Here is a 12,945-nt window from a genome sequence, read left to right as displayed (position 1 = left end):
CCGGAAGGCAGAACCCCACCCCCCTCGGATCGTTGTCCTCCTCAGGCGGGCCCGCCCGGCCCGGACCCCCGCCGCACCCCCGGAGGACGCCCATGAGCCTGCCGCCCCTCGCCTCAGGACCCCACGGCCCCCACGCCCTACGACCGCTGCTCGCCACCGTCCTCGACGCCCTCGAAGAAGGCACCCGGCGGCGCGGCGGCCCCCTGCCCGCAGGCGGCCCCCGAACCGTCGCCGCACAGGTCCGCGACACCCTCGGCGACGTACTGCCCGAGCACGGCGACCCCGACGCCCTCCACACCGTCGTCCGCACCCTCGCCGAAGGCGCCGCCGACCCCGCCCACCCCCTGTGCGCCGCCCATCTGCACTGCCCGCCCCTCGCCACCGCCACCGCGGCCGACCTCGCCGCCAGCGCCCTCAACCCGTCCCTCGACTCCTGGGACCAGGCCCCCGCCGCCTCCGCACTGGAAACCCTGGTCACCCGCGCCCTCGCCCGGGAGACCGGCGCCGCAGACGCCCTCGTCACCACCGGCGGCACCGAAGCCAACCAACTCGCCCTGCTCCTCGCCCGCGAGACCTCCGGACCCGTCCGTCTCGTCTGCGGCGCCCACACCCACCACTCCCTCACCCGCGCCGCCTGGCTCCTCGGCCTGCCCCCGCCCCTCGTCCTCCCCACCCCCCGCGGCACCCTCGACCCCGCCGCCCTCCACTCCACCCTCACCGGGCTGACCGAACCCGTCCTCGTCGCCGCCACCGCCGGCACCACCGACGCCGGGCTCATCGACCCCCTGCCCCGCATCGCCGACCTCTGCGCCGGCCACCGCGCCCGCCTCCACATCGACGCCGCCTACGGCGGCCCACTCCTGTTCAGCGACCACCACCGGACCAAACTCGAAGGACTCGAACGCGCCCACACCATCACCCTCGACCTGCACAAACTCGGCTGGCAGCCCGTCGCCGCCGGACTCCTCACCGTCCGCGACCCCCACGACCTGGGCGCCCTACGACACCAGGCCGACTACCTCAACGCCGACGACGACACCGAAGCCGGACTGCCCGACCTCCTGGGACGCTCCCTGCGCACCAGCCGACGCCCCGACATCCTCAAGATCGCCGTCACCCTCAAAACCCTCGGCCGCACCGGACTGGGCGCACTCATCGACCAGGTCTGCACCCACGCCCACACCCTCGCCGACCTCATCACCGCCCACCCCACCCTCGAACTCCACGCCCCACCCACCATCAGCACCGTCCTGTTCCGGCCCACCACGGCATCCGACGACACCGTCGCCGGCATCCGCCGCACCCTCCTCCACAACGGCCACGCCGTCCTCGGCCGGGCCCGCCTCGACGGCCGCCTCTGGCTCAAGGCCACCCTCCTCAACCCCCACACCCGTCCCCGCGACCTGACCACACTCCTGAACCTGGTGGAAGGAAGCACACCCCCATGACCACCCCGCCACCCCCCGGACCCGCCACCCCCCGCGACCTCGTCGGCATCGGCATCGGCCCCTTCAACCTGTCCCTCGCCGCCCTCGCCCACCCCCTCACCGAACTCGACACCGCCTTCTACGAACAACGCCCCCGCTTCGACTGGCACCCCGGACTCCTCATCGACGGCGCCACCCTCCAAGTCCCCTTCCTCGCCGACCTGGTGACCCTCGCCGACCCCGCCAGCCCCTGGAGCTTCCTCAACTACCTCAAAACCCGCGACCGGCTCTTCCCCTTCTACTTCGCCGAGCGCTTCCACATCGAACGCGCCGAATACGACGCCTACTGCCGCTGGGTCTCCACCCATCTCCCCGGACTCCACTTCGGCCACCGTGTCGACACCATCCGCTGGAACCCCGACCACCAGCTCTTCGCCGTCGACCACACCCGGCTCGACGACGACGGCACCCCCCGCTCCACCGGCCGCACCCACGCCCGCAACATCGTCCTCGGCATCGGCACCCAACCCCATCTGCCGCCGGCCCTGGAACCCCTCGTCGCCGCCCCCGGCACACCCGTCCTCCACGCCGCCGACTACCTACGGCACCGCGGCGAACTCCTCACCGCCCGACACATCACCGTCGTCGGCGCCGGCCAGTCGGGCGCCGAGATCTTCCTCGACCTGCTCCGACACCGCCCCCTCGGCCGGGAACACCTCCACTGGCTCGCCCGCACCGAGGCCTTCGCCCCCATGGAGTACTCCAAACTCGGCCTGGAGCACTTCACCCCCGACTACACGCGCTACTTCCACGCCCTCGACGAACCCCAGCGCGACCGCCTCGTCGCCGCCCAATGGCAACTCCACAAAGGCATCGACGCCGACACCATCGCCGCCATCCACGACGAGCTCTACCGGCGCACCCTCCACGGAGACTGGCCCGACGCCGTCCTCACCCCCGGCATCACCGTCCACACCGCCCGACGCACCCCCACCGACCGGCTCGAACTCCAGCTGGAACACACCCGCCAGCACACCCGCTCACACCTCGTCACCGACGCGATCGTCCTCGCCACCGGCTACCGCGAACGCCCCCTCGGCCGCCTCCTCGCCGCACTCGACCCCCATCTGCAGCGCGACGACAGCGGCCGCCCCCGCATCGACGAACAGTTCCGCATGATCCTCGACCCCACCGTCACCGGAACCGTCCACGTCCAGAACGCCGAACTCCACACCCACGGCGTCGGCACCCCCGACCTCGGCCTCGCCGCCTGGCGCAGCGCCACCATCCTCAACTCCCTCACCGGCAAGGAGCCCTACCCCCTGCCCCGGCGCACCGCCTTCACCACCTTCGGACTCCGGCAGCCGGACACCGTCCCGCACGCCCGACGGCCCAGCACACCCACCCCGCTCACCGAACGGCGGTAGCACCACGAACCACCGGCGAACACAACGGCGGCGACGCGGCCCGCAAGGCCGTCGCCGCCGCCGAGAAGCAGGCCCGCGAACCGTCAGAACATCGGGACGCCGTCCCGCGTGAGCTTCCAGTCCACCGAAGAGAAGTCCTTCGGGTCCAGCTCACCCTTCGCGGTCACCCACTCCGCGATCCGGGTCCGGATCTCCGTCGACTCCGACCACAGCTCCTGAGCCGAAGCAACGTACGGGAAGTCACCACCGCCGTTCGCGCGGTAGTTGTTCACCGCCATCACGAACTGCTGCGCGTCATCCAGAGCCGCACCGTTGTACGTCAGATTCTTGATACGCGAACCCGGCGCCTGCGCCACATCGATGTCGTACTGCAGCCCCGACACATAGTCGTAGTTGTAGTCCGGACGGTTCTTCGCGTTCGTCAGCTTGTCCACGTCGACCGCCGCACCGGCGGGCGTCTGCACGTAGTACTCCGCCGAGTACTCCAGGTACGCCCGCACCTGCGCACCCGTCATCAGCTTCGCGACCAGCGTGTTGTCATACACATACAGGCTCGACAGATCCCGGATCGTCACCTTGCCGGCCGGGATCTCCGAGGTGCGCGAGAACGGCGACGCCTGCGCGATCACCGGCAGTGCGGCATACGCCGTACCCGCCAGCGCCTCCTTGACCACGTCCTCCTGGACCTTGGTGATCAGGTCGATGATCGGGGCGTCCTTGTAGCGGGCGTCCACCGTCGTCAGCGTCTCGGTCGCCGTGCCGACCACCTGGTTGACATACGCGACGACCTTGGCGTGCTCCGCCCGGAGCAGCTTGGTGATCTTCGGGTCGTCGGCGACCGTGGCGGCGTTCCGCAGCGACGCGGAGACCGACTCGACGTCCCACTTGCCCTTGTTGAAGACCAGGGTGATGTCGAAGACCGACAGCCGCTCCGCGAAGCACAGCGGCTCCGACAGCACAACCGTCTTCCCGGTCTTCTCGTTCTTGACCTTCAGCTCCGGGATCTCCTGGTGCGCATGACCCACCAGGATCGCGTCGATACCCGGAACCTTCTTGGCCACCTCGGCCGCCGCGTCCTCCAGATACGGCAGCTGGTCACCGTAGGACGACGTGCCGGACGTACCGGAGTGCGCCGACACCACGACCACGTCCGCGCCCATCGACCGCAGCTTGGGCACCCACTTCGCCGCCTGCTCCTCCAGACCGGGGAACGTCAGCTTGCCCTGGACATAGGCCTTGTCCCAGATCGCGATGCCCGGGTTGGTCAGACCGAGGACGGCGACCTTCACCGGGGGGCCGCCCTTCACCTTGAAGGTCTTCATGAAGTACGCGGGGAAGGCCGGCTTCAGCGTCTTCGCGTCCAGCGCGTTCGCACCCAGCAGCGGGAAGTCGCACTGCGACTCGAACTTCCGCAGCGTCTCGATGCCGTAGTTGAACTCGTGGTTGCCGAGCGCCACGGCGTCGTACCCGATCGCGTTCATCGCCCGCGCCATCGGGTGGACCGGGCCCTTCTTGGCCGTGATCGGGTCGACCTTCGCGTAGTAGTAGGTCAGCGGCGTGCCCTGGATCGTGTCGCCGGCGTCCAGCAGCAGCGTGTTGTCGCGGCCCTTCTCCTTCCGGACCTGCTCGATCAGGGTCGAGACCCGGGCCAGGCCCATGGCGTTGCCCGCCGCGTCCGAGTACTCCGCGTCCTTGAAGTAGTCCCAGTTGAAGACGTGTCCGTGCAGATCGGTCGTCCCCATCACCGTCAGGGAGCAGCGCTTGGCGTCCTTGGGGTTCTTGGGGTGCTCGGGGCCCTTCTTCGCCGGTGCGGCCTGGGCCGAGGGAACCGCGGCCGTACCCGCGATCGCGACCCCCGCCCCGGTTATGGCGGATCGCTTCAGGAACTTCCGGCGGTTCAACGGCATGTCTCGTTCTCCTCGAGAGGTGGGCGACGACGGGCAATGACGCGCGTAGATTCTGGCCGATCGTCATCGGTCGCAACAGAGCCCGAAGGTTGCGATCCGATGACCAGCAGGAGCCGGTCCCGGCCCGGCGCAGACGCGCGAGCGCGATCACCCGAGAAGACGAGAATGCGGGACACGCCCCGGAAATCCATCCCCATTCCCACCGGGATGCTCATCGGAGCGTGTCACCGCACAATTCAACGCTTGTCAATAACGCTTCATCCAAAGGTTGTTGAGAGGACACGTCGCACCAATTCGCTACCCACCGGTAAGGCCTACGCTCGAAACATGCGCCGAGCGAAGATCGTCTGCACCTTGGGCCCCGCCACCGGCACGTACGACCAGATCAAAGCCCTGGTCGACGCCGGGATGGACATCGCCCGCCTCAACCTCAGCCACGGCAGCCACACCGAACACGAGGAGCGCTACCAGCGCGTGAGAAAGGCCTCCGACGAAACCGGCCACAGCGTCGGAATCCTCGCCGACCTTCAGGGCCCGAAGATCAGACTCGGCCGATTCACCGAAGGCCCCGTACTCCTTGAACGCGGAGACACCTTCACCATCAGCGTCGAAGAAGGCACCGAAGGCGACCGCCACATCTGCGGAACCACCTACCCCGGACTGGCCGCCGACGTCACCCCCGGAGAACGCGTCCTCGTCGACGACGGAAAAGTCACCCTCGAGGTCACCTCCGTCGACGGCCCCCACGTCCACACCACCGTTGTCGAAGGCGGCATGGTCTCCGACCACAAGGGCCTCAACCTCCCCGGCGTCGCCGTCTCCGTCCCCGCCCTCTCCAAGAAGGACGAGGACGACCTCCGCTGGGCCCTGCGCACCGGCTGCGACATCATCGCCCTCTCCTTCGTCCGCACCGGCCGGGACATCAAGGACGTCCACCGCATCATGGACGAGGAAGGCCGCCGCCTCCCCGTCATCGCCAAGGTGGAGAAACCCCAGGCCGTCCAGAACATCGACGAGATCGTCGCCGCCTTCGACGGCATCATGGTCGCCCGCGGCGACCTCGGCGTCGAAATGCCCCTCGAACAGGTCCCCATCGTCCAGAAACGCGCCATCACCCTCGCCAAACGCAACGCCAAACCCGTCATCGTCGCCACCCAGATGCTCGACTCGATGATCGACAACGCGCGCCCCACCAGGGCGGAGGCCTCCGACGTCGCCAACGCGGTCATCGACGGCACCGACGCCGTGATGCTCTCCGGCGAGACCAGCGTCGGCAAACACCCCGTCGAGACGGTCAGAACCATGGCCCGCATCGTCGAGGCGGCCGAGGAGGACATCCTCGCCAAGGGACTCTCCCCGCTGACCGAGACCAACAAGCCCCGCACCCAGGGCGGAGCGATGGCCCGCGCGGCCGCCGAGACGGGCGACTTCCTCGGCGCGAAGTTCCTGGTCGCCTTCACCCAGTCCGGGGACACCGCCCGCCGCCTCTCCCGCTACCGCTCCCCGATCCCGCTGCTCGCCTTCACCCCCGAGCCGGCCACCCGCTCCCAGCTCAACCTCACCTGGGGAGTGGAGACCTTCCTCGGCCCCCATGTCGACTCCACGGACGCGATGGTCGAACAGGTCGACGAACTGCTGTTGAAGTACGGCCGCTGCGAGCGGGGCGACATCGTGGTGATCACCGCCGGTTCGCCCCCCGGGGTCCCGGGCTCCACCAACCTGGTCCGCGTCCACCACATCGGCGAGGACGACACCCCCAAGTGACCCCCACCGGCCGGGCCTCAGTACTTGGGCCCCACATGGGCGTCCAGCAGGGCGACGGAGGACTTGCGAGCGACGGAGACGTTGAACGGGTCGCTGCCGCGGGCGAGGGTGGTCCACTCGACGCCGACCTTGTCGAGGGTGTCCGTGAACAGCCTGCGGATGTCGTCGGACTTGTTGGAGAAGAAGTAGCGGGGGTATTCATAGCGCTTGCGTACGCCCCCGACGGTCTTCTCGGTCCAGTTGGTGATGCGGCAACCGTCGGAGTGGATGAGCCCGCGGACGAACTCCCAGGGGTGGTCGTTGACGATGGCCCCCTGCCAGGGCTCGAGGGCGATCCGCCGCTCGTGCTTCTTGCCGGGGCCGTGCTGGGGGAACAGGCAGGGCCAGTGCTTGCTGAAGCAGGTGACGTACTGGCATCCGGGTCGCTGGATACGGCAGACCCGGTTGGCCGGGCGTACCGCCTGAATGGCTTCGGCGCAGGCGTCGATGAGGCCGGGCCATGTGTCGCTGCAGGCGATGCGGAGGGAGTAGACGCCCCTCCGGTGGCGGCTCACACAGCCGTCTCCGAGGTAGAGGCCCAGCAGGTAGGCGTACGCAGGCTCGTCAGGTGTGCCGGGGATGTCGTGGCATCGGGGGCAGGACACCGAGCGGCTCGGGTCGAGAGGTTCGAGGCGCATCTGCCAGGAGCGGATCGCTGCCCGGGAAATCCCCGTCTGCTTGCTCACCGAATTCACGCTGCGCCCCTGAGCGACCAGGGCGAGGGCTCGCTTGCGTGTTCCCACGTCGTACATGAGCCCACTGTCCGTGGCCGGTCCTGCCCTTGTACGGCGAAAAGCGGAGGTTCACGAGAACGTGAACGTCCGCTTCTAGATGGTGACCTTGGAAACTAAGGAAAAGTGCCCCGGGTCGGACTCGAACCGACACTGTATGGGTTTTGAATCCATTGCCTGCTGCCAAATTGGGCTACCGGGGCCCAACGAATCGAAGGTTTGCCTCGACCCGCCGCCTGACCACCTTACCGTAGCTGGGTAGGCTCTTGTCAGCAGTACTGCCTGCCCTGAAACAAGGAGCCCGAGTGACCGCGTCCGAGTCACCCCAGCCCGTCGCCGGCGACGACGCGTCGCATGTGCCTCCGATGACCACCCGTGTCGTCATCGCCGAGGACGAGGCGCTCATCCGGCTCGATCTCAAAGAGATGCTCGAGGAAGAGGGCTACACCGTCGTCGGAGAGGCCGGTGACGGCGAGCGGGCCGTCGAGCTGGCGCGTGAGCACCGTCCCGACCTGGTGATCCTGGATGTGAAGATGCCGAAGCTCGACGGCATCTCCGCGGCCGAGAAGATCGCCGAGGAGTGCATCGCCCCCGTGCTGATGCTCACCGCGTTCTCGCAGCGCGACCTGGTGGAGCGGGCCCGGGACGCGGGTGCGATGGCGTATCTGGTGAAGCCGTTCAGCAAGAGCGATGTCGTCCCGGCGATCGAGATGGCGGTCTCGCGGTTCACCGAGCTGAAGGCGCTGGAGCGGGAGGTCGCCGACCTCACCCAGCGGCTGGAGACCCGCAAACTGGTCGACCGGGCGAAGTCGATCCTGCAGACCGAGTACGGGCTGACCGAGCCGGCGGCGTTCCGGTGGATCCAGAAGACGTCCATGGACCGGCGTATGTCGATGCGGCAGGTCGCGGAGGCGGTCGTCCAGGATTCCGAGGAGAAGAAGGCCGCGAAGGGCTGAGCCCGGCGGTTCTCGTCCCTTGTACGGGTGAGGCCCGCGTCCCCGGGGTCCGGGGACGCGGGCCTTGTCGTGGGGTCGCTCAGTCGTCCTCGCCGAGGTACGCCTTGCGCACGGAGTCGTCGTGGAGCAGGTCCTGTCCGGTGCCGGAGAGGGCGATGCTGCCGACTTCCATGACATGGCCCTGGTCGGCGAGGGAGAGTGCCGCCTGGGCGTTCTGCTCGACGAGCAGGATGGTGGTGCCCTGGGCCTTCAGCTCGGCGATGGTGGCCATGATCTTCTGCATCATGATGGGGGAGAGGCCCATCGAGGGTTCGTCGAGCATGAGCAGTTTGGGCTGGGACATCAGGGCGCGTCCCATGGCGAGCATCTGCTGTTCGCCGCCGGAGAGGGTTCCGGCCGCCTGCTTTCTGCGTTCTCCGAGGATGGGGAAGAGGTCGTAGGCCCGCTGGACGTCTTTTTCGATGCCCTGTTTGTCGCTGCGCAGGAAGGCGCCGAGGAGCAGGTTGTCCTCGATGGTCATGCGGGGGAAGATGTGCCGGCCCTCGGGGGAGTGGGCGAGCCCCAGGGAGACGATCTGGTGGGCGGGGACCTTCTTGAGTGATCTGCCGTTGAACTTGATCTGGCCGCCGACCGGTTTGAGGAGACCCGAGAGGGTGCGCAGGGTGGTGGTCTTGCCGGCGCCGTTGGTGCCGATGAGGGTGACGATCTGGCCGGCCTCGACCGTGAAGGAGATGCCCTTGACGGCGTGGATCTTGCCGTAGGCGACGCGGAGGTCTTCCACTTCGAGCAGTGCGGTCATCGGTCGTTCTCCTTGCCGGGCGCGGCGTCCGTGGTGGCCTCGGCGGGTGTGTCGGCCGGTGTCTCCGTGGGTGCGTCGGTCGGTGCGGCGTCCGTCGGTGCCGCATCGGCCGGTGCAGCGTCGACGGGTTCCGCCTCGGCCGGTGCCGCGTCGGCCTGTTCGTGTGCGGCCTCGGCGCTCTCGACCTCGGCCACCTCCTCGTCGCCGGGGGCGCCTTCGAAGGGTTCGCCGAGGTAGGCGGCGACCACGCGTTCGTCGCCCTGGACGGTGGCGCTGTCGCCTTCGATGAGTTTTTCGCCCTGGACGAGGACGGCGACGCGGTCGCAGAGGTTGAAGATGAACCGCATGTCGTGCTCGATGACGAGGACGGCGATGCCCATGTCGCGGATGGCGAAGACCAGTTCCTCGGTGGCGCGGGTCTCCTGGGGGTTCATTCCGGCGGTGGGCTCGTCGAGGAGCAGCAGTCCGGGTTCGCTGGCCAGGGCGCGGGCGATCTCCAGCTTGCGCTGTTCGCCGTAGGGGAGGTTGCGGGAGAGGTGTTCGGCCTTGTGGGCGAGGCCGACGAACTCCAGGAGTTCCATGGCGCGGGCCTTGGAGGCGGCTTCGGCGCGGTGGAAGCCGGGGCCGCGCAGGACGGCGGACCAGAAGCCTTCCTTGGTGCGGGTGTGCCGGCCGACGAGCACGTTCTCCAGGACGGTCATGTTGGCGAAGAGCCGGATGTTCTGGAAGGTGCGGGCGACGCCTGCGGCGGTGACCTTGAAGGACTTGGGTGGCAGGACCTGGCCCTGGTAGCGGACTTCGCCCTCGGTGGGGACGTAGAGGCCGGTGAGGCAGTTGAAGAAGGTGGTCTTGCCGGCGCCGTTGGGTCCGATGAGGCCGACGATCTCGCCGCTGTTGACGGTGAGGTCGACTCCGCGTACGGCGGTGAGGCCGCCGAAGCGCATGGTGACGCCGCGGGCTTCGAGGACGGGGTTGCCGGGGGTGGTGGTCACCGGCGTGTCCTTGGTGGTGGTGTCGGTGGTCATGGTGGTCAGGCCCCCGTCTTGCTGAGGACTGCGGGCGCGTCGGCCTCGTCGTGGAATTCCAGCTGGCGGCGGCGGTTGGGGATGAGGCCCTCGGGCCGGAAGCGCATGAGGAGGACGAGCGCCAGTCCGAACGCGAGGAGTTGGTAGTCGCCGAGGAACTGGAGCTTGTTCGGGATCAGGAAGAGCAGTGAGGCGCCGATGAGCGGTCCGGCGATGGTGCCCATGCCGCCGAGGACCACCGCGGCGAGCAGGAAGGCGGAGTTGGGCGGGGTGGAGCTGGCGAAGAGGTACTGCTCGGGGGTCACGGTGTAGGTGACGTGGGCCTGGACGGTGCCGGCGAGGCCGGCCAGGCAGGCGCCGACGGCGAAGGCGATCAGTTTGACCCGGAAGCCGTTGATGCCCATGGCCTGGGCCGCGGTCTCGTCCTCGCGGATGGCCACCCAGGCGCGCCCGATGCGGGAGTCGCCGCTGCGCCGGAAGACGAGCACGACGACGGCGGTGATCAGCAGCATCAGGAGGAAGTAGTTGGCGAAGCGGCCGATGGTGAATCCGGCGATGTCGTGCGGGAGGCCGAAGTCGAAGCCGAGGATCTTGAGGTTGGGGATGGAGGAGACGCCGTTGGAGCCGTTGGTGAGGTCGGGTCCTGAGGTGCCGTCGAGGTTGTTGGCGGTGATGCGGAAGATCTCACCGAAGCCGAGGGTGACGATGGCGAGGTAGTCGCCGCGCAGCCGCAGGGTCGGGGCGCCGATGAGGACGCCGAACACCAGTGAGGCGGCGGCGCCGACGAGGAGGGCGGCCCAGAACGGGAAGTGCACGTGGAAGGGGGAGTTGGGGGAGCCGGAGACCAGGGAGGCGGCGTAGGCGCCGACGCCGAGGAAGGCGACGTATCCGAGGTCGAGGAGGCCGGCGAGGCCGACGACGATGTTCAGGCCGAGTGCGACGGTGGCGAAGATCAGGATGTAGACGCCGAGGGTGGCGTACTGGTCGTCGGACTGGGTGAAGGGGAAGACGGCCGCGGCCAGGAAGGCACCGAAGGTGGTGATGCTCTGGTGCCGGCTGGTGATCTGGGAGGCGTGGGCGATGAGGCCCGACTTGTTGAGGGCGGCGAAGCTGAAACCGGCCAGGATGAGGAAGCCGATGAACAGTTCGTCGTATTCGGTGCCGATCCCGTAGGTGAAGACGGTGAGGCCCAGTGCGAGGACGCCGACGATGATCAGGATCTCGGCGTAGGACGGCAGCGTGCCCACGGGGCGGGGGGTGCCGGTCGCGAAGTTCGCCTTGACGATGGCCCGGAGGCGGGCCGCCTTGTGCTTGAAGTGCTCCCAGCCGCTGTCGTCGGGGTCGATCGGGTCCGGCTCGGGGCGTTCGAAGGGCAGGGCCAGGGCGCCGGTGAGGGCGACGAGGCTGCCGGCCGCGACGAGGTAGCCGCCGGGTTCGAGGTTGACGACGCCGCCGAGTTTGGCGCTGATGGCGATGACCGCGTACAGCGCGGTGCCGGCGGTGCCCAGCGCGGCGAGCTTGATGGCCCCGTCGGCGCCTGCGGGGGTGAGCCAGCGCAGGCCCTTGACGCCGTAGGAGGAGAGCGCCAGCAGGATGGTGAGGGCGGCGCCGATGAGGACGAGGACCTGGAGGCCGCCTGGGTAGCCGTAGACGGTGAGGTCGCCGGGGAAGTCGGAGGTCCAGGTCCAGGCGAGGAAGGTGGCGGCGAGTGTGAGGACGCCACCGCCGGTGGCGAGGGCGCGGCCGATGTGTTCCGGCATCGGGACCAGGCCGGTGCGTGCGGTGTCCGCGGCGGGGGCGCTGGGGGTCTCGGGTGCTGTGGTCTGTGTGGTCATCGGTGTCACGCCCTGTCCGCGACGCGCTCGCCGAGCAGGCCCTGGGGCCGGAAGAGGAGCACGAGGATGAGGAGAACGAACGCCCAGACGTCTGCCCAGGTGTTGCTGCCGAACTTCTCCATGCCGGGGATGTCGGCGATGTAGGCGGTGGCGAGGGTCTCGGCGACGCCGAGGACGACGCCGCCGATCATGGCGCCGTAGATGTTGCCGATGCCGCCGAGGACGGCCGCGGTGAAGGCCTTGAGTCCGAGGAGGAAGCCCATGCGGAAGTCGATCTGGCCGTACTTGAGGCCGTAGGCGACGCCTCCGACGGCGGCGAAGGCGGCGCCGAGGGCGAAGGCGACCACGATGATGCGGTCGGTGTTGATGCCCATGAGCCGGGCGGTGTCGGGGTCCTGGGCGGTGGCCTGCATGCCGCGTCCGGTGCGGGTCTTCATGACGAAGTAGCCGAGGACGGCCATGCTGAGCGGCGCGGCGACGAGCAGGAAGATGTCGCCGGTCTGGATGGTGACGCCGCCGATCTCGAAGGGGCCTCCGGCGATCTGCGGGAAGGTGAGGGCATCCTTGGCGCCCGGGTACCAGGCCCACACCGCCTGCTGCAGGGCGAGGGAGAGGCCGATGGCGGTGATCAGGGGTGCCAGGCGTGGCGCGCCGCGCAGTGGCCGGTAGGCGAATCGTTCCGCTCCGACCGCGACGAGGACGGCGACGATGATGGCGCCCACCAGCATCAGCGGCAGGGCGACCCACATCGATGTGCCGTTGGGCAGTACCCACAGATACACGGAGAGCGCGCCGAAGGCTCCCGTCATGAAGATCTCGCCATGGGCGAAGTTGATGAGCTGGACGATGCCATAGACCATCGTGTAGCCGATGGCGACCAGCCCGTACATGGATCCCAGTAGCAGGCCGTTGACCAGCTGCTGCGGCAGTTCGTTCACCGCATGTCCTCCGAGACTTCGGATGTTTGTCGAATGTGGCCGGATGCGTGTGCGCGCGGGGCGCCAGTGGAACAGCGCCCCGCGCGACTGGTAAGCG

General features: G+C 68.7%; 10 protein-coding genes and 1 tRNA gene. 4 read left to right on the top strand and 7 right to left on the bottom strand.

Annotated features, from left to right (window positions below; all coding sequences use genetic code 11):
* Nucleotides 1–92: 92 nt before the first annotated feature.
* Both CP978_RS09770 and CP978_RS09765 read left to right on the top strand, forming a co-directional pair.
* Nucleotides 93–1,448, top strand: coding sequence for a pyridoxal phosphate-dependent decarboxylase family protein (locus tag CP978_RS09770; protein ID WP_043439463.1), 1,356 nt, complete (start codon nt 93–95; stop codon nt 1,446–1,448).
* The gene (locus tag CP978_RS09765) at nt 1,445–2,854 is read left to right on the top strand and encodes a lysine N(6)-hydroxylase/L-ornithine N(5)-oxygenase family protein (RefSeq protein WP_043439458.1); all 1,410 of its coding nucleotides are present in this window, start codon (nt 1,445–1,447) and stop codon (nt 2,852–2,854) included. The genes CP978_RS09770 and CP978_RS09765 overlap by 4 nt, the downstream gene beginning before the upstream one ends.
* 83 nt (nt 2,855–2,937) lie before the next feature.
* Here the strand turns inward: CP978_RS09765 and CP978_RS09760 are convergent, their stop codons facing one another.
* Complete coding sequence (locus tag CP978_RS09760) at nt 2,938–4,761, bottom strand: bifunctional metallophosphatase/5'-nucleotidase (protein ID WP_043439455.1); 1,824 nt, start codon at nt 4,759–4,761, stop codon at nt 2,938–2,940.
* A 327-nt stretch (nt 4,762–5,088) separates the two neighbouring features.
* Between CP978_RS09760 and pyk the strand changes: the two genes are divergently transcribed.
* On the top strand, nt 5,089–6,525 hold the full coding sequence (pyk, locus tag CP978_RS09755) for a pyruvate kinase (protein WP_043439452.1): 1,437 nt from the start codon (nt 5,089–5,091) through the stop codon (nt 6,523–6,525).
* Nucleotides 6,526–6,542: 17 nt separating this feature from the next.
* On the opposite strand, the gene CP978_RS09750 is transcribed toward pyk, so the two are convergent.
* The gene (locus CP978_RS09750) at nt 6,543–7,316 is read right to left on the bottom strand and encodes a helix-turn-helix domain-containing protein (protein ID WP_043439446.1); all 774 of its coding nucleotides are present in this window, start codon (nt 7,314–7,316) and stop codon (nt 6,543–6,545) included.
* 106 nt (nt 7,317–7,422) lie between these two features.
* Nucleotides 7,423–7,498: transfer RNA gene (locus tag CP978_RS09745), tRNA-Leu, on the bottom strand.
* 102 nt (nt 7,499–7,600) lie between these two features.
* On the opposite strand from CP978_RS09745, the gene CP978_RS09740 reads away from it, so the two are divergent.
* Nucleotides 7,601–8,251, top strand: coding sequence for an ANTAR domain-containing response regulator (locus tag CP978_RS09740; RefSeq protein WP_043439443.1), 651 nt, complete (start codon nt 7,601–7,603; stop codon nt 8,249–8,251).
* 79 nt (nt 8,252–8,330) lie between these two features.
* Here CP978_RS09740 and CP978_RS09735 read toward each other — a convergent pair whose 3' ends face one another.
* Genes CP978_RS09735 through CP978_RS09720 form a run of 4 tightly spaced genes read right to left on the bottom strand, consistent with a single transcriptional unit; the run spans nt 8,331 to nt 12,848 of the window.
* The gene (locus CP978_RS09735; protein ID WP_043439440.1) at nt 8,331–9,050 is read right to left on the bottom strand and encodes an ABC transporter ATP-binding protein; all 720 of its coding nucleotides are present in this window, start codon (nt 9,048–9,050) and stop codon (nt 8,331–8,333) included.
* A complete protein-coding gene (locus CP978_RS09730) occupies nt 9,047–10,075 on the bottom strand; it encodes an ABC transporter ATP-binding protein (protein ID WP_043439438.1) in 1,029 nt (342 codons plus the stop codon). The genes CP978_RS09735 and CP978_RS09730 overlap by 4 nt, the downstream gene beginning before the upstream one ends.
* A gap of 5 nt (nt 10,076–10,080) precedes the next feature.
* Complete coding sequence (locus CP978_RS09725; RefSeq protein WP_043439437.1) at nt 10,081–11,910, bottom strand: branched-chain amino acid ABC transporter permease; 1,830 nt, start codon at nt 11,908–11,910, stop codon at nt 10,081–10,083.
* Between the two features lie 5 nt (nt 11,911–11,915).
* The gene (locus CP978_RS09720; protein WP_043439435.1) at nt 11,916–12,848 is read right to left on the bottom strand and encodes a branched-chain amino acid ABC transporter permease; all 933 of its coding nucleotides are present in this window, start codon (nt 12,846–12,848) and stop codon (nt 11,916–11,918) included.
* Between the last annotated feature and the right edge of the window lie 97 nt (nt 12,849–12,945).

Source organism: Streptomyces nodosus, from assembly GCF_008704995.1.
Taxonomy (GTDB): Bacteria; Actinomycetota; Actinomycetes; order Streptomycetales; family Streptomycetaceae; genus Streptomyces; species Streptomyces nodosus.
Note: the sequence above shows the minus strand (reverse complement) of the source record. Positions and strands in the feature narration are given on the sequence as shown.

Coding starts and splice junctions, on each gene's coding strand:
- CP978_RS09725 (WP_043439437.1), bottom strand. CDS start 11,910: ATGACCACACAGACCACAGCACCCGAGACCCCCAGCGCCCCCGCCGCG.
- CP978_RS09750 (WP_043439446.1), bottom strand. CDS start 7,316: ATGTACGACGTGGGAACACGCAAGCGAGCCCTCGCCCTGGTCGCTCAG.
- CP978_RS09730 (WP_043439438.1), bottom strand. CDS start 10,075: ATGACCACCGACACCACCACCAAGGACACGCCGGTGACCACCACCCCC.
- CP978_RS09770 (WP_043439463.1), top strand. CDS start 93: ATGAGCCTGCCGCCCCTCGCCTCAGGACCCCACGGCCCCCACGCCCTA.
- CP978_RS09765 (WP_043439458.1), top strand. CDS start 1,445: ATGACCACCCCGCCACCCCCCGGACCCGCCACCCCCCGCGACCTCGTC.
- pyk (WP_043439452.1), top strand. CDS start 5,089: ATGCGCCGAGCGAAGATCGTCTGCACCTTGGGCCCCGCCACCGGCACG.
- CP978_RS09760 (WP_043439455.1), bottom strand. CDS start 4,761: ATGCCGTTGAACCGCCGGAAGTTCCTGAAGCGATCCGCCATAACCGGG.
- CP978_RS09735 (WP_043439440.1), bottom strand. CDS start 9,050: ATGACCGCACTGCTCGAAGTGGAAGACCTCCGCGTCGCCTACGGCAAG.